We start from the raw sequence: 25,967 nt of genomic DNA, 5'->3' as shown, positions 1-25,967 counted from the left end.
AGACAGGCTTCTTTTAAAATGGTACTAGTATTTAAGACGATCCATAATTTTATAGATCTTATCAACAGTAGGATACTGGTTATGTATAAATTGATTGGAATCGTTATAGGGTGTTTCCAAACCAATAAAATGTGCACCTGAATTCTGAGCAAACATCATATCCGTCACACTATCACCAACGATTAATAAGGCTTCTGGAGATATAGCCATCTGCTGACAGAACGCATGTGCCATCTGAGGTGATGGCTTTGCTTCATATTGACCATCATCAGCACCTATATAATGAAAGTAATCATATATGCCTGCTTTTTTCAAACTATACTCTGCCGATTCTAAGGTATCAGCAGTGGCGATACCAAGATAATAACCTTCACTTTTCAAATCCTGTAATAAACGTTCGACCCCTTCAAGAACTTGAATTGGAATATCTTTTCTTACAGCATGCTTTTCAAATAGTTTCATCAGTTGTTTTCTTGTAATAGACGCTGGTTGTGAATCATTGGTCATGACCTGATACCATTGACGGATGATGTCTGTGGTTGATACATATTGGATCATGCTTTCTTTTTGAAACCCTTCTGGACCATAGCCAGAAAGATGCTTTAACGCTGTAAGTGTATCATTGTCCATATGAAACACATGTTCCAGTTCATCAAATATATAGGTCATCACCTGATGCCACATGACCATAAATTCAATGAGCGTACCATCTTTGTCAAATAATATACCTTTTATCATATTGTTCACCAAACTTTTCTAGTAATTGACTTAACTTTGTTTCGGCTATTTCATTTAACTTGTTATAAATAGGGTTCACATAAGCAATAACATGTCCATCTTCATCGTATAATCCAAATCGTAGCCAAAAGGGGTCTTCAGATAAGATGATGGTCAGCTTCATGGTTGAATTTTTTTTGGAGATCATTTGCTGTTTTATGACTCTGCCGTTACAAATGAATCGCCCCCTATACGTGCTACAACAATTTTTGACCTTTATTTGATAAGTCAGTTCACGTACATCATCACCTATTTGCTGCCCTGGTAAATACGTTTCATGCATAATATTTATATCCAATTGTACAAATCTTGCCACGTAGCAATGACCATGTTTTATGCCATCAATGACATGGTTAATGGATAACCCATGACAATGAACATACGTAGCAGGGTCACCATAGACAGATGGTAAAGAAGCACCTTCATAACGTTCTTCGTACAGGTTATGACTATCACTTCCCCCAATGCCATAGATTTTAAAACCAGCTTCCCATAAAAAGTCCAAGAACCTAGCAGCTTTATCATTGGCTTCTGGAGAAGTGGGATAGGTTGGGTCACAGATGATTTCAAGGGTATGAATACGCCGCATATCAAAATCACCATCTTGAAAGTGCCAAGGTTCTAGAAACATATGGTTCATTGAAATATTTGCGGTAGGGGTATAAGTTTCCAGTGTTTGATGCAATAAATCATATGGATTTTGACTGGATTGCACAAGTTCTGGAAAGGCTAATCGATGGACACCATGTATGTTCATATGCCCCATATCCAATGTCAATTCAAAGGATGGAATAGGTAAACAGCCCAGTTTCTTGTAACCAAAAGGAATGGTGTTATGTTCTGTTAGAGCTATAAAATCAAGTCCTTGCTGCCGCACAATTTTTGCCACTTGTGATGGTTGGTTTTTACCATCCGAATATATACTATGTCCGTGGAAATCGCCTTTATAATACTTGGCTTCATCCTTGATACAGTGATCAAAATCTAATCGCACACCGTTTTCACCATACCATGCTTCTTCTTGAAGATATGCCTTATCAATGGCCTTATCTTCATTGACGGTTATGTTAAAACGGACCATAAGCTCATCTTTTACAAATGCTGCTTCCTCTTCGTAGGTGAAGATAACCACCTTATAGCTACCGCCAATAAGGTCATGGGCTAAGCCGTTCATAGTCGCTTTTACACGGGATATATAGACATAGGGAATAAAATGACTATATCCCATACTCACTTCTCCGATAAATATACCAGTCGGATTATACAGCCATACCCTAATGGGTGCTTTTATGGTTGTTTCACATGCCAATGACAGTGAATGGATGGGGTCAGCTATATCCATATGAAAGACTTCCATACCATGATGAAGACGTTTTTCAAGTGATTGGGTATATCCTTTATTATCCATATTATCTACCTCGTTTACTTAACTTTATCTAATGCCCTCTGTGCTTTTTTAGCCGCTTCATCTAAAGCTTTCTTTGCTGATATATTTTCAATCTGTATCTTATCAACGGCTTCGGACAGAGCATCCATTATTGCGCCACCTGTGGGATCAACAAATTCCGGTACAGCATATAAGTCAATCTGCTTGAGAGCTGCATCAGCATCTGGATTAGATGAAAGGTAGGCTTGATACTCTGGTAAATCAAGTACTGATTTTCGAACAGCTGCATAACCTGTTGCCATGGAGAACATAGCTGTGTTGTTGGTGTTTGTGGCAAAGGTCACAAATTCTGCCGCACCTTTCTTTTGTTCTTCTGTTAACTTATCACTTTTTGGAATGAAATACATAAGGCTTGAGAAGTATGGTGCTGGATCGTTGCCTTTCCATCCTGCTTGGTGTGTCACACCAAACTCATTTTTGTACCCTTCATCAATTGCCTTTCCTACGGCTTCAAGAGCTATGACATAGTCCCCTGGTGATCCTGTATAACCCAAAGATTTACCATATACCCAATCATCCATGGTTTTGTACCAATATTCCCAGCCTTGTCCACCAGAATGAATACGCATGACTTTGTCTTCATGAATCCACTTCCTATATTGTTCAAGTACTTCTACCCAGATGGCGTCGTTAATTGTAACGGTTTGTCCATCATCGGATATAAAATGTCCACCTGCACTTGACACAACATCTGCCATATTACCTGAACCCCACATGGGCTCCCATATGTGCTTAATCTGATCCTTATTGGTATCCATGCCCATCACCTTGTCTGACATAGCCACGATGTCTTGCCAAGATTTCATGTCTTCTTTATCGTACCCTGCTTCTTGTAAAACAGCTTTATTATAGTATAATACCTGAGATGTACCGTAAGCAGGTGCAAAGACCATCTTGCCATCTCTTAGAGCTGCATCCATAAATCCGCCAACAATATCACTTTTATCGTAGTCTTCTGGCATATAGTCTTCAAAGCTCTCCACTAATCCTTTCTTATAAAATGTATCATAAGAACCTCCAGCTACTAATGCGGGCACTGTTTTTGCCACATAGGCTGCTTGTAATTTCTCATCAATTTCACTATAGCTGCCAATGGTCACTGGCTTCACTTGGTAGGTATCTTGTGATTGATTATAGGTATCAATAATCTGTAATAAACCATCACCAAGAGAACCTCCTAATGCATGCCACAGTTCCACAACCACCGTTTCTTTTGTGTTGTCTTTTTTATCTGTTCCTTGCTCTGCTTTTGTTAGAGCATCTGAGTCAGCAGGTACCTTTGTTTCTGAACTTGGTGTACTGGAACAGCCTACCAATAAAGCAATAACGACTAATAAACTCCATATTTTTTTCATTTCTAATCCTCCATTTCATGTCATTGTTATGTTGAATGATTTAACCTTTTATACCACTATCTTGTACAATCCCTGTTACAAACCATTTCTGTCCAATAATGAAGATCAGAATGACTGGCAGTAGGGTTAATGTACTGGCCAGCATAACCTCCGACCAATTCATACCATATGCTCCGTCTTGAATAAAGAATTGGCGCAAACCTTGGGAAACCAAGAATTTTTTATCGTCATTAATCATGATACTTGGCCACATATAACTGTTATAGAGTTGTACAAATGTCAACACACCTACTGTATAGAAGGCTGACTTGTTCATTGGAAAAATCACATGATAGATAATTTTAAAATCGTTGGCCCCATCAATTCTTGCAGCTTCCACAAAATCATAGCTCATCTTAAGAAAGGATTGTCGCAGATAAAATACTGCGAAAACACTGGCTAAACATGAAAATATCATACCATTTAGCTTGTTTAGCAAATCCATTTTTGCAAGAATCACATAAGATGGTACATAGGTAACTGCACTTGGCAGCATATAGGTGGCAAGCACTAATACAAACAAGAAGTTGGTATTTTTATTTTTAAGAAAAACAACCACATAGGTAAACAACAGCGCAACAATCAGTATCGATAAGGTACCGAATATACCCACATAAAAGCTGTTCAACATGTAGCCATTAAAATTGATCTGTCCAAGACTTTCAACCACTTTTGCAATGTCCCAGTGACTAGGCAATAACTTATAAGGTTCCTGCCAAATCTCGTTGTTGGTTTTAAAGACACCAAAGACCATCCATACAAAAGGAAATGCAAAGATAATGGCTATACTAATGAGGAAAATATGCTTGATGGTCAATCTCATTTTTTTCATGTTTAACATCCCTTCTTTTCTATTCATAATGCACCCATTTCTTACTGACATAAGTACTTAGTAGTGACAATAGAATAATGATAGCCAGTATGACCATTGCTACAGCATTTGCAGAACCCATCTGGAAGTTTTGAAAAGCCTTTTTATAATACAAGTAAAGTAAGGTGGTTGTACTGCCTCCTGGGCCACCTTGTGTCATAATCTGTATTTGGTCGTATACTTGTATGGATGAGATTAAATTAATAATAAATAAAAAATAAGTAGTGGGTGATATAAGAGGAACTGTGACATGGATAAATTTGCTTATATCATTAGCACCATCTATCTCAGCTGCTTCGTATGTACTTCTAGGAACTCGTTCCAAAGCACCAATATAAAATAACATGGTCCAACCAATGGACTTCCATATGGTAAAAATAATGATACTCAACATAGCTGTATCTGAGCTATGAAGCCATTCCAATGGCTGTAAACCAAACAATCCAAGGATAAAGTTAGCAAATCCCCTCTCCGGTTCATAGATCCAAGACCATACCAAAGATACGGCAACAGCAGGGGTAACCCAAGGGCTAAAGATAATCATCTGATAGATGCGATGACCCTTGAAATTTTTTTGAAAAATAAAAGCAAAGAGCAGACCTAGTGCAATGGTTGATACAATAGTTCCAAGACCAAACACCAAGGTATTGATTAACGCTTTCATAAAGTCACTATCTGTAAAGATATCCACATAATTGTATAGTCCAACAAAATGAATATCTGCCGATAAATAATCCCAATCGGTGAAACTAATGGCAAATGCTAAGCATAGCGGAATAATCCAAAACAAAAACAAGGGTATTAAAAAAGGTAAAACAAACAGTAATCTAATCGTATGTTTCTTACTCACTTTCACCATTCCCTCCTTTCAAAATCATAATAGCATAAAAAAAGCAAAAAAAAATAAAGCTCAAGTAAAGAGCTCGTTAATATTTGGTTAATATTTTGTTTTTATAGCAAATAATTTTGTTTTATGTTATAAATGCCAAATTTTACATCTGCTTATAGGTGATGTTTTTTTGCTTTAATAGGGATTTCCATTTGTGGTCCAATGCATAGTCTGTAACCAAGTAATCTATGCTGTCCCAGCCAATAACATGGTGGGTTGCAACCCGTCCAAATTTACTTTTATCCATGATGGCAATCTTCTTGTTGGCCTTTTTACTCACGGACTTTATCATCGCATAAGAAGCGTAATCCACGTCTGTACATCCTTTTTTATAATCAATGCCATCTACAGAAAAAATCATTTTATCAAAGTTAAAATCCTCTACTGTTTGATGAAAGAATGTACCATAGGTTGTTAATATGTTGGCATCCACCTCACCCCCTATGAAGATGAAGGTATGTCCTTGATTTAGAAACACTTGCGCATAATTCTCAGTGACATATTTCATCAATAAAGCGATAGAAGGTGTTACAAGGGTGATGTTTCTTCTCCGATTAATATAATGAAGTAAAAAAGTAACCGTTGAACCTGTATCCACATAAATGCAGTCATTATCTTCAATCAGATCCATGGTATGGTAACATATTTTCTTCTTAGCCTCAACATAATTGGTCTGGCGTTCGTGGTATTTATACTGCATATTGAAATGTTCTGTTTCTTCTTTGGTGATACCACCATGTATACGTATATAACCTTCCTGCATACCAATAAAATCTAAATCAGCACGAATGGTCTCAGTGGTTACACCAAACATCTTTGAGAGTTCATTGCCATAAGCCTTACCTTCTATGTTAACAATATTCTTAATCTCTGCTCTTCTTTTTTGGACTTTTGGAATCATCTGCTTGTCTCCTACTTTTTATTATAGGGTTATTATATCAAAAAAATATCCCCTTTAAAAGTTGATTAGCTATTTCATATGTTACATTCAAGGACTTTCTAATAAGTAAAAAAGAGAATTCTATCAGCTATCCCGTGATAAAATTCCCTTGGCTATTCCTTTAAAATGGCACTTCTAAATCCACTAATGGTGCATGTTGTTGCGCACCGTAAACATCTGTTTCTCCTAATTGACCGGATGCCATTGGTCTTACAATCGTAGCTTTGATGGCTTTTGCAGGTTTAAATTCAATGATGTTGATGACATCTGTTATAGGGATATCATAGAGGGATGCAATAACTTGCTTATTAATGATATGATGCTTACATGCTGTCTCAAAAAGCTCCCAATCCTTGAATATAATATCAAAGGTTAGTTCATAGGGACCTGCATTTTTACTTCGGATGACTTCTGCAATGTCTTTTAATCTTCTCTTCATTTATAATGCCTCCCCAACTGTCATATAATCAATAGGGAACAATTCATAAGGGTCCACTTCAACCACATGATATAAGCTGAATGCGTATACTTCACCTGCTTTAAAATCCGATGGAGAATAAGGAAATGCAAGATTACCTGCTGTGGATATACGTCCATTGTACCCATAATGCAACATAGTAGACCTGGCAAAGCTGCAGATGGTGTTAGCAATCTGTTGGGTATCGGCTACAGCTTCAATCACAATACCAATCTCATGACTTGTAATCTCGTTCATTGGCTCTAAAGAACCCATAACTGCATTTTTACCATATATTTTGAAGTCCAGATAGTAGTCAAAATCAGCATCTGAAAAATTATCTTTTACACGTTCTTTCACTTCTTCTACAATAGCATCAATCTGCCCGATCATGATGCTGTCTCTTGTGCCTGCAATGGATACCGTGCGATAGCCCACTTTCTTAGCCCCTTCTAATTTAATGGTGTAGGCATCCGAAGGGATAAATTTGGAACCTGTCACTTTTACCATGCTGTCTGTTTCTTGTTCAAATTTTGCATCATGTAAATCAATGACACCGCCTGGTCCTGGTAATACATAAGGATTGGTTTTTTCATATAACGTATGGGCGGCTACAGATAATGTGGTACATTTTCGAATGGGACTTAAGGGTTCCAGCTTGAAATAATCATCACCTAAATAACCAAACATACAATCACTGCCGCTACCAGGCGTAGCCGCTATACTGGCACATTCTAAAATCTTACCCATATGGAGTGCTAAACCTGTATCATAACCCTCTTTTACAGCTAATGCTGCAAATACAGTAGGATCATAGGCACGACCAGCAACAATGACTTGAGCTCCCTCATCAAGGGCTTTGATTATGGGTTCAAGCCCCATTTGCCCAACGATTCTCTCTGTTTCCTCTAGCTCGCCTTCTGTTAATTCAGGTGCTGGGTGAAGAGGACTTACTTTACCATCTGCCAATTTCTTAGCTACCATCTCTTTATCAATCTCAGCATGGATGACAGCCATTTTAAACGTTAACTTTTTTTCAGCAGCAATAGCCTTAATGATGTCAACAACTTCTTGTAAATGAGGCTCACCGCCTGCCCCGCCTGCCGTTCCGATAATCACAGGAATGTCTTCTTTCATAGCTGCTTCAATCATGATGGATAGATCACGTTTTACTGCTGTGGCATCTGTAAACGATATGCCTGCACCTAGATAATAAGGTCCAGGGTCCGTTGACCCTGCATCCACTGCGATGACATGGGGTTTTCGCTTCATGCCTTCTTCAAAAGATGCCATAGGAAATCCGTATCCCAATATGGCCGTTGGGGATAACACTCTTAATTCTTTCATCCTATTCTATCCTTTCTCTCATTTTACGTACAGCTAAGATGCGCTGCATTTCATTAAACACAATCATATAACCTTCGTCAACACCCATGCCTGGTTTCGCTAGAATCTGTACAGGTTTCGTTGCCATAGCCAAGTGAACACAGACTTGTGAAGAACGGTCTGTCTCGTTACACGTACCGCCTTGGTATGCGCCAATACCTTTTTTGTTACAATAGAGTACAGCTTCTATGGTATTATTGATGCCCCCTAGATCCGGTGTTTTAATCTGAATCATATGGCCTGCTCCATTATCAGCAAAATATTTTATATCATCAAAGGTATTACACCATTCGTCAGCTACAATTTCCACTTGTATGTTTTGAGCATCGAGACGCTGGCACATCTCTCTTAATGCTTCCATCTGAGCTGTCCGCTCTTCCATGTCCATAGGTCCTTCAATACGTAGCTTTAATGGATACGCTGCCTCTTCTAATTCTTTCATATAAGCGACCATTCTATCCATATCGTAATCAAAAATCATACCAATGGTCCCATAGACATCTAAATGCAAGATGGGTTGATAAACAGCATCTTGACTAATTTCACCCACACGATCTCGAAGCCAAGCAATATATTTCTTAAGGAGTTCCCCTTCTTTTCCAAGTTTTAACTCCACGTTGTTAATCAAACCATGGGGTAACACATCCGCTTCTTTTAAAATCATTTTATCCACATTATTATAACGGTCATCACCTGATTGCATGAATATAGGGATTTCTTCTTTTGTCATCGCTGTCCCATATTCTTCTGCAACCACTTCTGCCATGAGTCTTTTTTTACTCTTAGCTACCCCGTCCAAGATAGCCTGTGTCATACCGTAACGAATGGCAGTGTGCAATGGCTTACCTGTTGTTGGCATCACATAGTGGTCAATCTCTTCTGCTAAGTCACGAAAAGAATGGAGCTCTTTCCCAATCAGGATTGGTTTTAAGTACTTTTCGATAATCGGTATGTAATCTTTTGCAAGAAATAACGGGTCTCTTCCTCCTGCTCCTGAATATTGAACGGCAGCACAATCCCCATGGGCAATCTGCCCATCTTCTAATAACAGCATAACTGAAATAGCCTCTCCTGCCTGTCGAATGGATTCAAAGCCTTGTGTAATGGGCATACCGCTATAAGATGCCCCGTTTGGAACAGCATGTTTTTTAATGGCTCTTTGGTCATCGAAGAAAAAACCTGTTTTACCTTTTGATAGGATGACATCAACTATTTTCATATTTTATTCCCTTTCTCTTGTACCATAAGTGATTGTATTTTTTATCTTGGTCGTCCCACTAACTTACCTTTCCCAATCGCATAGATATCATCAATCACCATCTGAAAGCTCATATCCCTTTTTTCATAGTCTGCCCGTTCTTTCATCTTATCATGATGATAAGATTTAATGTCTTGTGTAAAAGGTAAATGCGCGCATTCTAGGAAACGTACCGCTCCTGTGTTATCACGAGCAGGGAACACTTTACCTGCATTCTGTCGGCTAGGTGCAAATGGAATATCAATAACACCTGCTTGAAAAGCCCGAATGGTACCTTCAGCTAAATCACCATCTCCCAATTCAAGGGTTTTATCTACGATACAACGTGTCTCTGCCATAATCATGTCTTTTTCAAGTTTTAAGTCACTGATAGATACCATCTGCTGGTCACGTAACATGGTCACTAATTGTTTTGTTGCTTTAATCCCACTGGCATTGGCTTCTTTTGTTGGCACACCCATGGCTTCATGAGGTGTTTTGACAATCACCTTTGTGGCACCAGCTAATGCCGCCGTAGCTGCTCCCCATGAAATCACGCCAAATGCCTTGGATTCATCTTGTGGGAAACCACCCATCCATTGATGAAGAACGGTTGTTACCACAACGTCTTCATAACCAAACTTATGAAGATACTCTTCCGTAAGACTTTCTAGCGTACGAATAGCTGCTATATCTTGAATCAGGTTACCACATTGTCCATAACCCACTGTTATATTTTTTACACCCTGCTCGGCTGCAAGAAGACTTTCAATAATGGCTACACTATGGGAGATACAAGGCGGCACAAGGGTCCCTGTTAATGGTCCAAAAGGCTCACGGTTAATGGTGATGCCCGCTTCCTCGTACTTACCTATCAAACGGTCCACATACTGCCAGTCATAGATGGTTTTGTCTAGAGGTATATTCTTTGAATAGGGAATATTATAAGAGATACCGCCACCTTCATAGGATGTAAAGCCTCCTGCAATGGTCACTTCTGTCAGTAATCTTGCATCGGGTGTACCGTGTCTTACTTGTACCGGTACATTGACGGATTCATTTACTTTTCGGCATAAAGATATACCATGATTAACGGCTGGAAAACCATTCAATAAAGAGCGACCTGCTTTTCGGCTTTCATTAATACCTTCTTCTGCTTCATGGTATCGGTTGTGCCTTGTATAACTATCAATGGTTGTTGGAAGAAGGTCTGCTTCGCCTTCATTCACCAAGTAGTTCAAAAGCTCAATATGTTTATCCACCAGTGCAACACCTGCCCGGGGTTGAATCAATGTGTTACCTTGTTCTTTGGCTTCTATCAGTTTATCCGAAAAAACCTTATGCTTAGGAATTTCTTTATGATAAGCCACTGCTTCATCAAAATCCACATCGTTGCCTGTTGACCACTGTAATAATACGTCCTGTCTGATGCTGTTAAAAAGTTCATCCTCTAACTTTTTATTCTTCAATTCCATTTTATTCACCTCTAGAAATTAGTTTTATTTCTTTCTTCATGATATTTAATGCTTTATCGGGATAATGTTCAGCTAGTAATCCCATAGCTGCTAAAATATATTTATGATCAATATAATAATCACTTTGCATGGGTCGAAGTACTGTTGGGTCAGTGGGATCAAAAAGAGCCTGTTCAAGTACTTTTTGAATGCAATCACAATGTATAATGGAACCACCTGTTCCAATTATTTTTCGAAGTTCTGTAAGGTCCTTGCCTGTTTGAAGGTATGTGGCACCAAAAGGTGTATAGTGGGTTTCTAACCGCCCTACATGTCGGTGTACAGCATCTCTTACGGCTAGCGATGCAAGACCAAAATCAAAGGTCTTAAAATCGTCATCTTCATCGGAATAATACTCTGGATTATGTTTGATTTTATCCAGATAAGTAATGATTCGTTCTTTGGATAAACCGGTTATCTTCTCCATGTCCTGTATACCACAGGTTTCTATAAGTGCATGTGCACTGTACCGAACACCTAGATCACCCTCAACAGTACGTTTTACCAAAGGCTCTTGCAGACCTTTTAACAAGACCCCACCTTTGCTTGGCAGTCCCTCTGCTATAGAATGTATGTCCGTTGTAGCACCACCCACATCCACCACAATGAGATCGCCCCACCCCTTCTGGTTCTTAGTTCCAAGGCTTAAGGTTTTTGCAGCCTTAAGTACGGCTGAAGGTGTTGGCATAAGTATGCCTTGAATGAGCTCTTGCACACGGGATAAACCTTTTGCATAGACAATTTTTCTTAAAAACACATCTCGGATGGCTAATCTAGCTGATGTAATATTCAGTACATCTAGCTCAGGCATTACATTCTCACATAAGGTTACCTCTTTCTCTTTTAGTATGTCCATCACTTGTTCTTGTACGGATTTGTTGCCAGCTACAATAACAGGAGCATTGGACTGAAGCTCTGCAACAACTTTGGCGTTATGTAGAATAACATCTTTATTTCCACCATCTGTCCCACCTGTTAACAGAATAATGTCTGGTTTCAGTGCATCAATTTCTTTTCTCTCTTGCTCATTCAGTTCATAAGAAAAAACGTTCATCACCTTAGCACCTGCACTAAGTGCTGCTCGCTTGGCAGCTTCTGCAGTCAAATCAGGTACAAGACCAATAGCAATCATACGAAGCCCACCAGCAGCACTGCTGCAAGCAAACATTTCATGTATGTCCATATGACCATATTTTTTCTTTAACTGAGCAATGGCCCCTTCAAGCCCATCATTTATATCCGTCTCAATGGTTGTAAATGCTCTAGCCGAACCTATAATCACTTCTTCATCAAAATCCACAGCTGTTACTTTGGTATATGTACTACCAAAATCAATGAGGAGCACTACCTTCATTCATCACTCACTCCTAAATCCTCGTTCAAGTCGGAAATTGCAACATCTGGAAGTGTTCCTGGAGGATATACTTTATTAAAGCCCATCTCCAAAAACTTTGCCTTGACATCTTCAAAGTCTGCTTTACCAACAACTAAGTTACCACCTACGTATAATAGAATGTCACCAATACCTGATTCTTCACATTTTTCTCGAAGACCACGACAATCCAACTCGCCATGACCATATAATGAGGATACCAAAATAGCATCAGCACCTGTTTCAATAGCTGCCTTAATAAATTCCTCCTGAGCTACCATAACACCTAGATTGATCACTTTAAAACCTGCTTCTTCAAAGGCATAAGCTAGTATTTTATTACCTATAGCATGTACATCTGCCCCTATAACACCTAAGACTATTTTTTTACCATTCATTTTTGACCTCCGGTTACTCTTCAAGAGATTTAAATGGATTATAAAATCCCTTATTGTTTTAGTCACGATTGAAACCAAAATATTACATTGGACTATGCCATTAATATATAATGAATGATCCAATATGTCAATAGCTTTCTTATATATTATATACAATTTTCAAAGAATATTTACCCTGAAATTTTAGTGATTGTATACAATTATTCACGCATTATATCATACCCATCCACATATCTACAGGCATAATGGTATTAGTGAGTTTTCAATATATCTTAAAGCCCGTTATCCTCTAATTTGAGGTTATGGGTTCAATTTTAGAATTGTATACAATAAATTGGATTAGTCCAATTTATATAATTAATAGGCTTATAGAGGTATTTTTTCCAGATGTAGGTGAGATATTCTGATTATGGTAGTTTTTATTTTTTTCTTCGGTTGTTGTAACCTTGTTAAACTCTATAATTAATGCAAAGCAGTGAAGTGACACCATAGTCATTCCACTGCTTTTCATCATTTAAAAACATTATTATAATAAAAATAATACCTTTTAGAGAAGTTTTAGATATCTAATAACGGACTCATAAGCACATTTCTTATTTTTCTTGGCATAAAACCTTAAAGCATCTAAACCTCTTAAAATACTTAAACAAGTGAAACGTTCTAGAAAACAATGCGTATCTATCTTGCTGTCTACATAATTAGAGTGAAACATATCATATATAGGATAATTGGGTAATGTCATTTGTAAGGTGGAAATATCATATACATAGTCACCATATAATGCATTATCCCAATCAATAATACCTGTTATTTTACCATGAATACCTATGACATTACCTAAATGAAAATCCCCATGAACCAGATATCGCTTTCCTTCACAGAACTTAGATAACATCATCATTCTATCATAAAATCCATAAAATATGTCTTTATTGAGCATATCCCCCATGAATAAGTCATACCAGTTTTCCCAGAAGCCATTCTGAACCTCTTGAAAAAAACCTTCTAAAAAAGCATTAAACGATGGATATGTCCCTTGGCCATTGTGCTTAATCCATCCGTAACCAGTAGAATCACTTACATCAACACGATGAATGGTAACAAGATTTCTAAATAACTGAGGAATTAACCTGTTTAAATTGTCATTTCTCCTATAAGGGTCACCTACGAGTTTGGTATGTATCTCATAGTAACACCCTTCATCATAACCACTACTAATAAGTTGCTTTACACCTATATTATTTTGGATTAATCGTCTGTTTAAATACTTATTATGCATATTGTTTGTATGTTCAGTAAATACGCTAAGGACATAATCCTTATTTCTATGCCTAAAAAAATATACATTTTTTATATTGCCGCCTACAACAGGGATATACTCTGTTATATGATTATCAAATACCTTCTGTAATAACTCCAATATTTTATCATTGTGCTCAATCGTGTGACTCATCTTTTAATCCTCTCTTTTAGTGTATGTAAATGATTGTCACTATCCCAAAATATAACCCAATACATGTGAATATCCAATCTCCTTAGAGCTTCATACCTATGATTACCATCATTAAGTTCAAACTTGCCTTTGTTGTGGTTCACTATTAGGGGAGGCACTTCCCAACCATCTCTAATAGATAACTGCATCTTCTTAACCCGCTCTTCAAAATTTAATAATGGCTCATAATATTTTAGTCCATCCTCTGGACCACAACATCTTCCAAACATATTTAAATCACATAATACAGGACCTAACCAATATCGTTTTTGTAGCTTCAATCCATCCGAAAATCCACGATTGTTGCCTATTGTTGTTAAAAAGCTGTGTACCCATTGTTCTATTTTATGATTACTTCCATACCATCTGGCTTCTTCTACACTAAATGTAAACTTTTTATTTTTTCTCATTCCGATTATCTCTCCATTATTTAAATTTTTATTAATCTTATATCTTTTTTCACATATAAAAAAGACCATGAAAAAAACCTTTTTCAATAGTCATCATCTTAATTAAAATATTGCAAATAGAAAGAAGTAATGCTTATGCCTTAACTTCTTACACAAAGTATCCATTTTTATTCTCAGATGATGCTCTCTTTCATATTTGAACACACAAAATAAACCTTAATGCATTCCATTCAATTCCTTTATGAAACTGGAATCTATAGAAAAATTGCAAACATCATCATGAATAATCCTCCTCTTCCTTATTGTCAATAAGTATAGCAAATAAAAAGTTCAATAGCAATATTGGATAACTACAAAATAAAATTATTCCGTTGTATTTCCATATATATTCTTTTAATTCTATAAACAAACTATACCATAGAATTATTTAAAGCTTTCTTAAAGTTTTAGTCATGTATTAGATAATCGTATGGCTGTAGACATATAAAATAGAGGCATGATCGATTATCATAATCAATCATGCCCTATTATTAATAGAACTCACTTATTCAACTTATATCAAGTTTTTATTTAATATGCTCTATATGTAATGCAAGTTTTAACTTCTGTCCATCCTCTACCTGGAAGTTCAAACATACTTCCTTTTGGACTTCTTGCATGAACTTGAACCTTCATTTTGGTAGGATAATAATTCCAACCAATTTGTACATAATCAGATAATTGTACGATATACTTGTTTTCAGATCCATTCATTGACGTTATATATACTTTAAAATAACTGTTATTTGGCAGGTTCTTCACATCTGCTGAATTCTTAAGATCAATTGTATGTGTTACTGTTCCTGTAGGTTTTTCTTCTTCGCCAAAACCAAAAATAACTTTTCCTGCTGGTGCATAAAATGTGGACCAACCAGAATTACTTGAATATCTTGTGCCATCCCATTTAGTAGGTTTTGTTGATGTTTCAGATGATACTTCCTGATCCCAAGTACTAGCCAATACTGTACTATTAAAACCTACGGCCATACATAAAATTAATACGATTGCTACTAACTTCTTACACATAGTGTTTCCTCCTTTGATTAGTAAATTTTTAATAGTTACAAAATTATAATACTATTTATTAAATTATATGTCAATACCTATTTATTTATATATTAAATTTGTTTATTTTAATTTTACTATTTATTATTTATTTATTTTATATTATGTATTAATAGTTTTATTAATAATTTATTTTTATATTTAATATTTTTATTACAATATTATTATTTATAATTTCTGCTTTATTATAGTTGATTAAATAACAATTTAAAGCTTATATATATTCTAATTTTATTTTGTCCGCTATAAATTCTAGTCATTAATCTTGTTTCTATTGTTCATCCATCTTATATATTTTTACAGCTGTTCTTGATATAATAGAATGAAAAACCTCACTTCATCTTATAATAAAAAAGATGTTTCAAACATTTAAAAAAATCTTCAAAAAAACCCTTGACCCTCACATAATGTCATAGTTTACAATAGGTATTGGAGGTGATGTTAATGCGTTATAAGGTTAAGGAAGTTGCAGATATGGTGGGTATAACCATACGTATGCTTCATCATTATGATAAGATTGGTCTTCTTAAACCACAGTCTGTAAATGCAGCCGGCTACAGACTATATAGCGACAGTGACCTTGAAAGATTACAGCAAGTCTTATTCTTCAAGGAACTGGACTTTAGCCTCAATCAAATAAAAGAGCTGTTGGATGACCCAGGTTTTGATCGTCATAAAGCGTTAAAGTCGCACCGTCAGTTACTTCTTGAAAAGAAGAAGCGATTGGAAAGTATTATCAAAACAGTTGACCGAACCATCCAAGCTGTTCAAGGAGGGACAACGATGAAAACAAAAGAAATGTTTGATGGATTTGATATGCGTGACATTGAAGCGCACAAAGAAAAATATGCTAAAGAAGTAGAAGAAAAGTATGGGCATAGCGATGCTTACAAAGAATGTGCTAAAAAAACCGCTTCTTATAAAAGTGAGCAATGGAAAGAAATTAAAGAAAAAAATACCGCAATCTTTGATAAGATTGTATCGCTTATGGATAAAGGACCTGCTGATGCTGAAGTTCAAGAAGCAGTTGGTGCTTATAGACAATATATTACCGATTACTTCTATACATGTACGCCTGAAATTTTCCGAGGACTAGGCGACATGTATATAACGGACCAACGTTTTACCAAGAACCTTAACAAACATGGTGAAGGCTTTGCAGCTTTTATGAAAGAAGCAATGGGCATCTATTGCGACAATCTATAATCGTTTATTGGTGCTATTTCTATAAGCATACCAAAGGGATGACGCTCTCAAAATAATCGTTGAGAAGTCATCCCTTATTTTACGCCATATATGGGATAGCTCTAACCTATACATGCTTATTTTTGCCTATTAATAATATGGTAAATCCGCTCTTCAATATAGATAAGGGTTCCTCGCTGAATCTGATATTCAAAGTAAATGATCTTACCTCCACCACGTTTAAAATCCATGATAACTTGACGATAGCTGTGCTCAATATTAGAATCCGCAGGCAGCAAAAGGTATTTCTTATCCTGTAGAAATTTCTCAATAGCGTGCTCATCTAATCCTTCTACTTGAGCATTGGCAAATTGTTGCTCTCCAATACCAAATGATAACAAGGTCTCTCTAATGATTTCAAAGAATCTATGGGTATAACATAGAATACCAATACGATCACCATGGCCAATTTTTGCAAGATCAATAATGGTTTGTTGACTGGGTGATACGGCTGCTTTTACAATTTTGTCCTTTTGTTCAGGAAGTAATGCTATCAGTTCGTCATAATGATTGGATGTGGTAATGATTAAATGATAAGGCTCAAATACCTTAGGAATATCCGGCAGCTTAATTAAATCCTCTAATAAGAACCTGGTTATTTCTACCTTCGAGATATACCCAATCTGATTTTTAAAGATGGTCAATGCTTCTGGATTACAATCCACTGTAGCAATGGGTATGCCCTCCAATTGTTTTTCTCTTTCCATGACCATTAAATCAAAAAATAACTTCATCTCATGAAATGAAAATTGCATTTTTTCCAATTCTTTTATGGTATGATCAATAAGCGTAATGGCCTGTTCCTTTCGCCCCTTATCAAGAACATCCTGCTCCTTGGCAACAAAACTACCACTTCCCCTAATCACCTCAATGACATCATTACGTTCCAACTCACCATAAGCTTTGGTAATGGTCCCCCTTGATATGTTAAGTTCAGCAGCTAAATCCCTTTCAGCAGGCAGCTTATCACCAGCTTTTAACGCACCTTGATTAATATGGGTCGTCATCTGCTGAATAATCTGGCGGTATATTGGGATAACACTATTCTTATCAATTTCAAATTTCATATGGATTCACCAACATTATATTTAAGATAGTCTATTTCACCTTTATTATAATAACACCCATTTACTGCTGTCAAGCATCGTCTATGAAATTTAACGGATATTTGTAATGGTCAATGACTTATGTTAACTGGGCTTAAAAGCTGGTATATGTTTATGAATGGCTTGTATAAAGATATCCGTACATTGTTCATAACTAAACTTGCTTTCCATTACATGTCTTGCTTGTAACGAAAACTGTTGTCTTAATTCACCATGGGTAATTAAATCTTCAAGCTTCTGGTACCACTCCTCTTCATTTTCTGCAATAAATCCATTAAGCCCATCTTGAATCAATTCTTCATGGACACCTATATTGGATACGACTAAGGGTACACCTAATAACATGGTTCTTTTTAATGCAAACCCTGACTTGCCATAACGGTCTGACCGATTGACATAAGGTACAATGGCTATATCCGATGCTGCAATTTGAGGTACAATGTTTTTCACATAACCTTCATAGGGTTGAAAAGAGACGCATGTTGCAAAAGGCAGTGCTTTCTTGATTACCGATCGTTTGTCGGGTACATGATAATGTTTGCCTTCATGCCAACCATACAGATGTAAATGAATATGGTACTTATGGTGTAAATCAATCAACACATCTTTAATACTTAGTAAATCTTCAATATAGATATCTGCTAGACTTTGCTGCCAGCTAATAATTAAGGGATTGTTATGTTTGGATGCATACCCCATGTATGGATAATTGTGAAAATCCAGTATGGATGTAAATGTCTCCACGGGTACATCCACATAATCTCCCATTAACCCTTGGTGCTGCTTATTACCAACCAGAATGAGGTCTGCATGATTAAGGGTTTGAACATGGTGGGCACTATCCATACCAAGAAAATCATCATCTATGAAGACCAGTTTAACAATGCCTTTGAGGTGCTTGATATCTGGATAGGTATGCCCACGACCTATCTTTTTTTGAAAAATAATCATATCATAATCCGGATTTTTTAATAATGCAAGTTTCTTTTGTGTGTCATTAATTGCCTCTACATCAAGACCTCGCTCTAATAGACATGCTATAATAAGTTTTGCTGAAATAGTCGTAGGAGCCAGCTCATTATCGGATATAAAAAATTTAATCTTCATTGCATTCCCTCACCATCATGATTTGTTTTCTACAAGGTTATTCATTTCTCTTAAATAAGCTTGGCACATTTTTTCTAATGTAAACAGCTTACCACGTTCTAATATCTTCTGTTGATAAAAAGCATAATCATCAAAAGTTTTGATAATCTGTTCATACATGCTCATAGGGTTTATCTTGGGAAATTCTGTGAAAGACGGTTCTGATTCACAACGCAGACCCGCATCTCCAAGGAGTTCTGGCGTACTTCCCAAGTCTAAACCAACAATGGGCTTACCAACATTCATGGCTTCAATTATGAGATTGGAACAGGCATCATTTGGTCTTAAATGCATGATAATATCTGCTGTTCGAATATATGTTGGCATGTCTTCTCGAGGCACTTGTTCATGGAGATTTATTTTGGTTACATTGGGTAAGTCCGCTTCTATAATCTTAGCTTCATTTTCAGGATAAGCTTCCCCTAGTATCCAAAATTCAATATCTTTATGATTGACAAAACACTTAGCAATGTCTATAAATTGCTGAATACTATATTGAGCCAACATAGGAGGCCCCCAATAAGCAATGGACAGCACAATTTTCTTATCTTTTGGCCGTTCAAGTATCGGTCCTTCTGGCTTAAAAAATCGGGTATCAGCCCCATTATAAATGACCGTTCCTGGTATGTTATCAACATCCACAATGTGGCTGGCAACTTCTTTAGAAAATTGGCTTTGATAGACGACTTTATGGGCACTTTCTATTGTAGCAGCGACCAAATCATTAAAGTCTTTCCTCATAAGCTGGGATTCAATAAAATAGTCAAAAAAAATACCATCCATTCGATATATCATTTTTGTTTTTTTCGCTTTCAATGCTTCTAGCATATCAAAAGATGCGAAATTGGCTAAGGATACAAAAACATCTACATCCATACGTTTGCAAAATACTTGATGCCCTTGAGCAATACAGTAATTTTGAAATGCCATCATCCACGTTTTTGTTCCCCCTTTTCCCTCTGCTGGTACAGGGAATCCTATTTTCATGGTTTCAACCCTCATTTCTTCTTCTATCGCTGTTAATGGTTGTCTTGTTATACTATATTGAAAGAGAGGCTATGTTGCTACTAGATGGTGTTTCTTTACTGCAAAAAAGACTAGAGTAAAAATACGCTAGTCTTAATGAAGATTTCTTAAGGTTATTACCTTAACTTTATTTAATTATCCTACTTTTTTCTCCGTATAAACTTGTACTAAATTGAAATCAATTTTTTTCTTGTATTCAAATTCATCGTTTTCAGTATACTTATTATTTCCGTCTTTTTCAATAAGCGTAATATCCAAGATAGTGTCTTTACATGATTCACAATAGGATATATAGCACTTATAATACTCTTTTGCATTTTTGCTAAATTTCTGTTCAAGTTCTTTGAGTGTGGTAACAGGCATCGGCTCAGCCATTAAGGACTCTAATGCAATAAAAAAGCCTTCTCCCTCTTCTTTTGGTATATTAAAAATATGTTTTCGTTTCATGTATTTTTTGCACTTATCACAGTAAATACGATCACCTGTAGCTAAACCAGATACCACCATGCACCCTACGATAAGGCCTAAATAGTCAATAATGGTTAGCACCCAACCAGCAGTTTTGTTAGAAACTTCAGCAACTTCCCTTCTACGGTAACTAAAGGACACAGGTGTTGTTTCAATTAAATAGCGATTAAAATTAACAAATGTCATGGGACCATAATCTGGTAATTCATAGTTACTAATGTGATCCCCATCCAGCGAGTATTCAATATTAAACGTTTCAGGATTAATGCATGTTAATTGATATGTACCGTATTTTATGGCACCAAGGCAAATAATACCTAGGATGAATGCTATCAGGTAGTGATAACCTTTGATGGCTTTATTGGATAGCACAAGACCTTTGAAATAACCATAACCACAGATGCCACCAATGATTAAGGCTCCTATAGGAATGATAAACACAATAGAAAAATGAAGGACCTCAAAATCCAAAAACACAGTTGCAGCAATGGATATGGCTGTAGCTATAACAAGTGATACCAGTCCTAATATTATACTCATAACATCCTCCTTGACTATATTTTTCTTCATAAAAAATTATAGATTATTTAGCTAATACTGTCAATTATTGCCACATAAGTATTTAGATATATGGTATGTATAAGTATTAAGTCCTACTGTATTCTTATTTAATAGTCTATTTTCTCTTTTCTACCTGTTGTTGCTGATTTAAGACATGCACTTAATACAGCTTCAATGGATTGACACGCTTCTAAACTGGGTGCACCTTCTACAGTATCACCTTTTTCAACCTGAGAAATAAACGATCCGAGACAAGCCATATGAGAATCCATAAAAAAGCCTTGTGAAAGCTTAGGTGTAGGATAAAAAGCAGATACATGCTGATAATAAGCATCATCTTGGTAGCAACGTTCATCTAAATGACAGGGTTGCCCTAAAACATTATGATAAATCACGTCATATGGATTATGAAACACATCCACCATAAGAGAACCTTTTGTGCCATACAGACGTACACGAATACCGTCATCACCAGCAGCTATTCGTGATACTTCCACTGTCCCCTTAATCTGATTCCTAGTAGACACATGAATGAATGCCTGATCATCCACTGTGACAGGATGTTCCATACCCTCATGGTCTTTTCTTGTTTTAATAACTGTGTCGGAATAAGATAACACTTCTGCCACAGGTGCTACAAGAAATTGTAATAGATCAATAGCATGACTTCCAAGGTCAAACAAAGCACCGCCGCCACTCATCTGTTTATCTAAACGCCATGCATAAGGTTTATCCGGATTCAGATAAGATGAATGGTAATATTCTATTCTAAAACTGGTGATGTCACCGATAACATGGTTCTTAATGGCGGCTCTGGCTTTTGCAAAAGCTGGCAAATAGCGCAAGGTATAGCATAATTGTATCTTTGATTGGCCTGCCTTATAGTACTTCAAGACATGCTTGGTTTCCTGTCCATTCATGGTCAGTGGTTTTTCGCAATATACGTGGGCTTGGTGCTCTATGGCATGAAGCAATAAATCATGGTGATACACATTAGGACTACATAAATCGACTATATGGATACCTTGTGGATCATATACCATGTCCTCTTGTTGAATAATACGTTTGAACCCTAATGCTTGTTGTTGATTGGCATCTATCTTTTGTGGGTTTCTTGTTATGAGTTGTTGACGTATGAGCTGGCTGTCTATTGGCATGTTTACCATATGAAAATTATTCATAGCCATCAGATGAACTTTGCCGATATAACCAAGTCCTATAAGATGATAATGTATGTACATAATTCCACTCCTTTTTTCAATGTAATTACATTATAGCATAGCCGCTTTATTTTTCTAATGAAATAAAAGCCCAATTTTGTACAAAATAAGGTATAATGAATATAAGATTCATGAAGTTTACACAGAATATAGATATCAATATGGAGAAGCTCTATTTTTTGGACATGCATACAGTGTTTCTCCTCATGACTAAAGAACGACTAAGCGAGGTGACGTTATGATTGGCGCATTTTTTGATATTGATGGCACACTGTACCGTGAAGGATTAATAACAGAAATATTTAAAAAGCTCATTAAATCAGAGATTATTGACCAACAACGTTGGTACAATGAAGTAAGGGAAAAATACATTAAGTGGGATAAACGGATCGGTAACTATGATGATTATCTCCTTAAGATGGCAGAAATCTATACCGATGCCATAAAAGGGCTTCATCGAACCCAAATTGAATTTATTGCCGGTAAAGTTATCGAGCAAAAAGGTGACCGTGTCTATACTTTTACCCGGAATCAAATCAAGTGGCATATTGAACAAGGTCATAAAGTCATTACCATTTCTGGTTCACCTTTTGAGCTGGTCAGGGCCATGTCCATTAAACATGGCTTTCATGATTATATAGGCTCTCACTATATTACTGATGATAAAAACATGTATACAGGAGATGTCAAACCTATGTGGGACAGTAAGAACAAAAAACTTGCCATTGAAGCCCTTGTAAAAAAATACCATATTGATTTATCAAGCTCTTATGCCTATGGGGATACTGCTGGTGACTTTTCTATGTTGAAATCCGTTGCCAATCCTGTAGCCATTAATCCTACTAAAGAACTGGTTACCAAACTCAAAGAGGATCCAGATACCCGTCACAAAGCACAAATTATCGTTGAACGTAAAGATATGATTTATCGTTTAAAACCTTCTGATATTTGTTTATAAGATGAAAAAATGCATAGAATAGAAGGGGCTATCTACTAAAGCAAAATAACGTCAATATCGTAGGCAACAAAATTGCTTTAATAAGACAGCCCCTTCTATTATCTTATGTGATGACATATACTTTACACCCATCACCCTTTTATGTTAACCATCTTCTTGTTCTACTTGTTGATGCTCAATGAACAACTTAACAAATATAGGACATATGAATAACAGGAGGCCGGATATAAAGAAAGTCATCTGTAAATTACCTATTGGTATGTTAAATAACATAAAACTTTGATTTTCCAGTAATTTAATCATCTGTCCACCAATCCATACTGCTACACCACTGGCAATACCGCCAATGGCTGCATTGAGACCAATGTACATGGTCCTACCTTCTTTTTTAGCAAATAGAAACTGCATATTGAATAGGGAAATACCGATTCCTCCCCATGCTATACCTGAACATACATGGAGAATCGGTACAAGCACATGGTAGTTGCCATCTGTGACAAATCCCCATAAAAAGTGTACCACAGCAAGAATACCAACGGACCATTTCGTACTTAAAAACCAAGATTTCTTATCTGCCATTCTACCCCAATAACCCGATATGGCTACCCGAACGAGGGTTGTTATAACGGATAAGCTCATCATATAAGTATACTGTAGTTTAAGGTGTGTTACCATGTACACCGTGATAAAAGGACCACCTATCTGCAAGGCAAAATTCCATATAATAAATAACAGAATGATTCTTTTAAAGGATGGACTTTTTATTGGCGTGGTAACAACCTCTTTTAACTTATAGTGATTCGGTACATGCTCACTTGGTTCTTGAATATGGATTAAGGCATAGATATTCAATATACTAAAAACAATAACGATAAGCCCAACAATGCCAAAACCTATCATGTCATTTCCTGCATCTCTTGTATAATCCAGCACCTTACCCAAACCAATGGTTAACATGGCCGTTACCAAAAGAGAAATCTTTTCTCGATAAGCTAAATACTGCCCTCTTATGGATAGAGGCGTCAATTCAACAAGCCAATTCACGAGAGCTGGTGTATTTAGGGCATTAATGGTATACGCAATAATAAAGCACAGTACAAAGGCTTCAAGACCTAGCCCTAAAGGCATCATTAACATGGGAATAAAATAAACCAATGCCAAGATGCTTCGCAGCCCAATAGCCATTTTGACCATGGTATGCTTACGCTTTGTCATCTTTTCAAAGATTAAAGATGAAAAGATCTGAAATACCCCTGCCATAGCTGGTATAACCGCTATCATCCCATTAATCTGGTCTGAGCCTTTTAACATATGTATAAACCCAGCAAGAAATGCTCCAGATGTCAGAGAAAATTGCCCTATGCCTGTCACACCTTCTAAAATAAAAAATTGTCTACTTCTATGTAATGAATCATTTTTATCTACCATTTGACGAGAACCCTTTTTTTTAAATATGTTTAAAACAAATGAACTCATTATCCTCACCTCTTATGTAACTTATTAGTTACTAGCATTATACGAAGATTAATCCATTTAAAAAATGTTCATAATGGTATTTAATATGTCAAATTTGGTATGGATTTTTTGGGTTAATGTGATACAATATTTAAATCAAACATAAAGGTTAGGATGACTAAAATGAATATTGCTGAAATCGTTTATAACAAGTTCAAACACAATGAATCCCATCATCGCACCTTAAGTGATAACCCTTCATTAGGTATATTATTTAGCGGCTATGTTCGAAAAAATACAGCTTCTGGATCTCACTATAATTACACCCCAAACGAATATCATGGTATTTTCATCTTATCTGGTGAAGGTATTTATCAAACAGATGAGGGTATGGAAATCCCCATTCAACCTGGGGATTTTATTCAACGTTTCCCAGGTAAAACCCATAGTACCATTATTACATCCAATGATTGGAGTGAACTTTATCTATCCATTGGTTCTCATATTTATCGTAGTTTTGCAGAAATCTATGTTTTTGCACCAGATAAGCCTGTCTTATCACCTGGACATGACTTTGAGCTGATTCAGCAAATACTGGATTATCATGCAAGGCTTGGTAATGCAAATCGTATTGAGCTTCCTTTACTGCTTAGTGAAGCCACTGCAATCATTGCCAAGGCTACTTATTTAGATCGGATAAGACGTACCACCACCGATGAAATGAATATTTTAGCCATGAGCATCCAATACATTGAGGCCAATATTACTCACCGCCTTAGTGTGGAGGAGGTTGCTGCTCATGTGAACATGGGATATGAGAAATTCAGAAAACTGTTTACAAAGCAATACCGTATTTCTCCAGGTAATTATATCCTCAATCGTCGTATTAATACAGCACAAAAGATGTTATCGGCAGGCAAGTTATCCATTAAAGAAATTGCTATGGAATTAGGTTATCCCGACTCCTATAGCTTTTCCAAGCAATTTAAAAAACTGACTGGGCACACCCCTTCCCAATTTCGTCATTTTTACTATCATGAATAAATATCATTTTTTTTCATTTGGAAAAACACCTACATCTTGACCCAATCATA

Annotated in this window: 24 protein-coding genes; 3 read left to right on the top strand and 21 right to left on the bottom strand. The window is 36.5% G+C overall.

The genetic code is table 11. The features are described from left to right. Nucleotides 1–24 precede the first annotated feature (24 nt). The 15 genes from HZI73_RS09990 to HZI73_RS09920 all read right to left on the bottom strand — a co-directional run bounded on the left by HZI73_RS09990 (nt 25) and on the right by HZI73_RS09920 (nt 15,649). Nucleotides 25–738, bottom strand: a complete 714-nt coding sequence (locus tag HZI73_RS09990) for an HAD family hydrolase (RefSeq protein ID WP_212698102.1) — start codon at nt 736–738, stop codon at nt 25–27. Next, nucleotides 716–2,185: a CehA/McbA family metallohydrolase gene (locus HZI73_RS09985; protein ID WP_212698101.1), complete on the bottom strand. Its 1,470-nt coding sequence runs from the start codon at nt 2,183–2,185 to the stop codon at nt 716–718. Before HZI73_RS09985 ends, HZI73_RS09990 begins: the two co-directional genes overlap by 23 nt. Before the next feature lie 14 nt (nt 2,186–2,199). Then, nucleotides 2,200–3,579 (bottom strand): extracellular solute-binding protein, encoded by a 1,380-nt coding sequence (locus HZI73_RS09980; protein ID WP_212698100.1) that lies wholly within the window; start codon nt 3,577–3,579, stop codon nt 2,200–2,202. 40 nt (nt 3,580–3,619) lie between these two features. Next, a complete protein-coding gene (locus HZI73_RS09975) occupies nt 3,620–4,450 on the bottom strand; it encodes a carbohydrate ABC transporter permease (protein ID WP_212698099.1) in 831 nt (276 codons plus the stop codon). 19 nt (nt 4,451–4,469) lie between these two features. Next, on the bottom strand, nt 4,470–5,348 hold the full coding sequence (locus HZI73_RS09970) for a carbohydrate ABC transporter permease (RefSeq protein ID WP_212698098.1): 879 nt from the start codon (nt 5,346–5,348) through the stop codon (nt 4,470–4,472). 133 nt (nt 5,349–5,481) lie between these two features. Continuing rightward, nucleotides 5,482–6,279: a DeoR/GlpR family DNA-binding transcription regulator gene (locus tag HZI73_RS09965; protein ID WP_212698097.1), complete on the bottom strand. Its 798-nt coding sequence runs from the start codon at nt 6,277–6,279 to the stop codon at nt 5,482–5,484. Nucleotides 6,280–6,439: 160 nt separating this feature from the next. Continuing rightward, complete coding sequence (locus HZI73_RS09960) at nt 6,440–6,757, bottom strand: DUF4387 domain-containing protein (RefSeq protein ID WP_212698096.1); 318 nt, start codon at nt 6,755–6,757, stop codon at nt 6,440–6,442. Next, nucleotides 6,758–8,122: an acyclic terpene utilization AtuA family protein gene (locus HZI73_RS09955; protein ID WP_212698095.1), complete on the bottom strand. Its 1,365-nt coding sequence runs from the start codon at nt 8,120–8,122 to the stop codon at nt 6,758–6,760. A 1-nt stretch (nt 8,123) separates the two neighbouring features. Beyond that, the gene (locus HZI73_RS09950; RefSeq protein WP_212698094.1) at nt 8,124–9,380 is read right to left on the bottom strand and encodes a methylaspartate ammonia-lyase; all 1,257 of its coding nucleotides are present in this window, start codon (nt 9,378–9,380) and stop codon (nt 8,124–8,126) included. A gap of 41 nt (nt 9,381–9,421) precedes the next feature. Next, entirely contained in the window at nt 9,422–10,873 is a 1,452-nt protein-coding gene (locus tag HZI73_RS09945; RefSeq protein ID WP_212698093.1) for a methylaspartate mutase subunit E, read from the bottom strand. A 1-nt stretch (nt 10,874) separates the two neighbouring features. Continuing rightward, the gene (glmL, locus tag HZI73_RS09940; protein WP_212698092.1) at nt 10,875–12,266 is read right to left on the bottom strand and encodes a methylaspartate mutase accessory protein GlmL; all 1,392 of its coding nucleotides are present in this window, start codon (nt 12,264–12,266) and stop codon (nt 10,875–10,877) included. Beyond that, complete coding sequence (gene glmS, locus HZI73_RS09935) at nt 12,263–12,682, bottom strand: methylaspartate mutase subunit S (RefSeq protein WP_212698091.1); 420 nt, start codon at nt 12,680–12,682, stop codon at nt 12,263–12,265. The genes glmL and glmS overlap by 4 nt, the downstream gene beginning before the upstream one ends. Nucleotides 12,683–13,229: 547 nt before the next feature. Then, nucleotides 13,230–14,135, bottom strand: a complete 906-nt coding sequence (locus tag HZI73_RS09930) for an aminoglycoside phosphotransferase family protein (protein WP_212698090.1) — start codon at nt 14,133–14,135, stop codon at nt 13,230–13,232. Beyond that, entirely contained in the window at nt 14,132–14,584 is a 453-nt protein-coding gene (locus HZI73_RS09925; protein WP_212698089.1) for a ParB/RepB/Spo0J family partition protein, read from the bottom strand. Before HZI73_RS09925 ends, HZI73_RS09930 begins: the two co-directional genes overlap by 4 nt. Before the next feature lie 570 nt (nt 14,585–15,154). Next, nucleotides 15,155–15,649 (bottom strand): hypothetical protein, encoded by a 495-nt coding sequence (locus HZI73_RS09920; RefSeq protein WP_212698088.1) that lies wholly within the window; start codon nt 15,647–15,649, stop codon nt 15,155–15,157. Between the two features lie 483 nt (nt 15,650–16,132). Here HZI73_RS09920 and HZI73_RS09915 point away from each other — a divergent pair, with 483 nt between their 5' ends. After that, nucleotides 16,133–16,894 (top strand): MerR family transcriptional regulator, encoded by a 762-nt coding sequence (locus tag HZI73_RS09915; RefSeq protein ID WP_212698087.1) that lies wholly within the window; start codon nt 16,133–16,135, stop codon nt 16,892–16,894. A gap of 116 nt (nt 16,895–17,010) precedes the next feature. Here the strand turns inward: HZI73_RS09915 and HZI73_RS09910 are convergent, their stop codons facing one another. From HZI73_RS09910 to HZI73_RS09890, 5 genes are all read right to left on the bottom strand, one after another. Then, nucleotides 17,011–18,000 (bottom strand): GntR family transcriptional regulator, encoded by a 990-nt coding sequence (locus tag HZI73_RS09910; protein ID WP_212698086.1) that lies wholly within the window; start codon nt 17,998–18,000, stop codon nt 17,011–17,013. Between the two features lie 123 nt (nt 18,001–18,123). Further along, nucleotides 18,124–19,146 carry a glycosyltransferase gene (locus HZI73_RS09905; protein WP_212698085.1) on the bottom strand — a complete coding sequence of 341 codons (1,023 nt, stop codon included), beginning with the start codon at nt 19,144–19,146 and terminating at the stop codon, nt 18,124–18,126. A 15-nt stretch (nt 19,147–19,161) separates the two neighbouring features. After that, a complete protein-coding gene (locus HZI73_RS09900; RefSeq protein ID WP_212698084.1) occupies nt 19,162–20,172 on the bottom strand; it encodes a glycosyltransferase family 4 protein in 1,011 nt (336 codons plus the stop codon). 174 nt (nt 20,173–20,346) lie between these two features. Beyond that, nucleotides 20,347–21,219 (bottom strand): hypothetical protein, encoded by an 873-nt coding sequence (locus HZI73_RS09895; protein ID WP_212698083.1) that lies wholly within the window; start codon nt 21,217–21,219, stop codon nt 20,347–20,349. A 128-nt stretch (nt 21,220–21,347) separates the two neighbouring features. After that, nucleotides 21,348–22,481: a Gfo/Idh/MocA family protein gene (locus HZI73_RS09890; protein ID WP_212698082.1), complete on the bottom strand. Its 1,134-nt coding sequence runs from the start codon at nt 22,479–22,481 to the stop codon at nt 21,348–21,350. A 217-nt stretch (nt 22,482–22,698) separates the two neighbouring features. Here HZI73_RS09890 and HZI73_RS09885 point away from each other — a divergent pair, with 217 nt between their 5' ends. Beyond that, nucleotides 22,699–23,418 (top strand): HAD-IB family hydrolase, encoded by a 720-nt coding sequence (locus HZI73_RS09885; RefSeq protein WP_212698081.1) that lies wholly within the window; start codon nt 22,699–22,701, stop codon nt 23,416–23,418. Nucleotides 23,419–23,562: 144 nt separating this feature from the next. Here HZI73_RS09885 and HZI73_RS09880 read toward each other — a convergent pair whose 3' ends face one another. Beyond that, the gene (locus HZI73_RS09880) at nt 23,563–24,894 is read right to left on the bottom strand and encodes an MFS transporter (protein WP_212698080.1); all 1,332 of its coding nucleotides are present in this window, start codon (nt 24,892–24,894) and stop codon (nt 23,563–23,565) included. 153 nt (nt 24,895–25,047) lie between these two features. On the opposite strand from HZI73_RS09880, the gene HZI73_RS09875 reads away from it, so the two are divergent. After that, a complete protein-coding gene (locus HZI73_RS09875) occupies nt 25,048–25,917 on the top strand; it encodes a helix-turn-helix domain-containing protein (protein WP_212698079.1) in 870 nt (289 codons plus the stop codon). Nucleotides 25,918–25,967: the final 50 nt, after the last annotated feature.

Origin of the sequence: Vallitalea pronyensis (assembly GCF_018141445.1) — a bacterium.
Taxonomy (GTDB): domain Bacteria; phylum Bacillota; class Clostridia; order Lachnospirales; family Vallitaleaceae; genus Vallitalea; species Vallitalea pronyensis.
Note: the sequence above shows the minus strand (reverse complement) of the source record. Positions and strands in the feature narration are given on the sequence as shown.

Coding starts and splice junctions, on each gene's coding strand:
- glmS (WP_212698091.1), bottom strand. CDS start 12,682: ATGAATGGTAAAAAAATAGTCTTAGGTGTTATAGGGGCAGATGTACAT.
- HZI73_RS09990 (WP_212698102.1), bottom strand. CDS start 738: ATGATAAAAGGTATATTATTTGACAAAGATGGTACGCTCATTGAATTT.
- glmL (WP_212698092.1), bottom strand. CDS start 12,266: ATGAAGGTAGTGCTCCTCATTGATTTTGGTAGTACATATACCAAAGTA.
- HZI73_RS09965 (WP_212698097.1), bottom strand. CDS start 6,279: ATGATTCCAAAAGTCCAAAAAAGAAGAGCAGAGATTAAGAATATTGTT.
- HZI73_RS09950 (WP_212698094.1), bottom strand. CDS start 9,380: ATGAAAATAGTTGATGTCATCCTATCAAAAGGTAAAACAGGTTTTTTC.
- HZI73_RS09980 (WP_212698100.1), bottom strand. CDS start 3,579: ATGAAAAAAATATGGAGTTTATTAGTCGTTATTGCTTTATTGGTAGGC.
- HZI73_RS09945 (WP_212698093.1), bottom strand. CDS start 10,873: ATGGAATTGAAGAATAAAAAGTTAGAGGATGAACTTTTTAACAGCATC.
- HZI73_RS09910 (WP_212698086.1), bottom strand. CDS start 18,000: ATGAAATTTGAAATTGATAAGAATAGTGTTATCCCAATATACCGCCAG.
- HZI73_RS09915 (WP_212698087.1), top strand. CDS start 16,133: ATGCGTTATAAGGTTAAGGAAGTTGCAGATATGGTGGGTATAACCATA.
- HZI73_RS09880 (WP_212698080.1), bottom strand. CDS start 24,894: ATGAGTTCATTTGTTTTAAACATATTTAAAAAAAAGGGTTCTCGTCAA.
- HZI73_RS09970 (WP_212698098.1), bottom strand. CDS start 5,348: ATGGTGAAAGTGAGTAAGAAACATACGATTAGATTACTGTTTGTTTTA.
- HZI73_RS09895 (WP_212698083.1), bottom strand. CDS start 21,219: ATGAGTATAATATTAGGACTGGTATCACTTGTTATAGCTACAGCCATA.
- HZI73_RS09985 (WP_212698101.1), bottom strand. CDS start 2,185: ATGGATAATAAAGGATATACCCAATCACTTGAAAAACGTCTTCATCAT.
- HZI73_RS09930 (WP_212698090.1), bottom strand. CDS start 14,135: ATGAGTCACACGATTGAGCACAATGATAAAATATTGGAGTTATTACAG.
- HZI73_RS09900 (WP_212698084.1), bottom strand. CDS start 20,172: ATGAAAATAGGATTCCCTGTACCAGCAGAGGGAAAAGGGGGAACAAAA.
- HZI73_RS09890 (WP_212698082.1), bottom strand. CDS start 22,481: ATGTACATACATTATCATCTTATAGGACTTGGTTATATCGGCAAAGTT.
- HZI73_RS09925 (WP_212698089.1), bottom strand. CDS start 14,584: ATGAGAAAAAATAAAAAGTTTACATTTAGTGTAGAAGAAGCCAGATGG.
- HZI73_RS09920 (WP_212698088.1), bottom strand. CDS start 15,649: ATGTGTAAGAAGTTAGTAGCAATCGTATTAATTTTATGTATGGCCGTA.
- HZI73_RS09955 (WP_212698095.1), bottom strand. CDS start 8,122: ATGAAAGAATTAAGAGTGTTATCCCCAACGGCCATATTGGGATACGGA.
- HZI73_RS09975 (WP_212698099.1), bottom strand. CDS start 4,450: ATGAAAAAAATGAGATTGACCATCAAGCATATTTTCCTCATTAGTATA.
- HZI73_RS09875 (WP_212698079.1), top strand. CDS start 25,048: ATGACTAAAATGAATATTGCTGAAATCGTTTATAACAAGTTCAAACAC.
- HZI73_RS09905 (WP_212698085.1), bottom strand. CDS start 19,146: ATGAAGATTAAATTTTTTATATCCGATAATGAGCTGGCTCCTACGACT.
- HZI73_RS09885 (WP_212698081.1), top strand. CDS start 22,699: ATGATTGGCGCATTTTTTGATATTGATGGCACACTGTACCGTGAAGGA.
- HZI73_RS09960 (WP_212698096.1), bottom strand. CDS start 6,757: ATGAAGAGAAGATTAAAAGACATTGCAGAAGTCATCCGAAGTAAAAAT.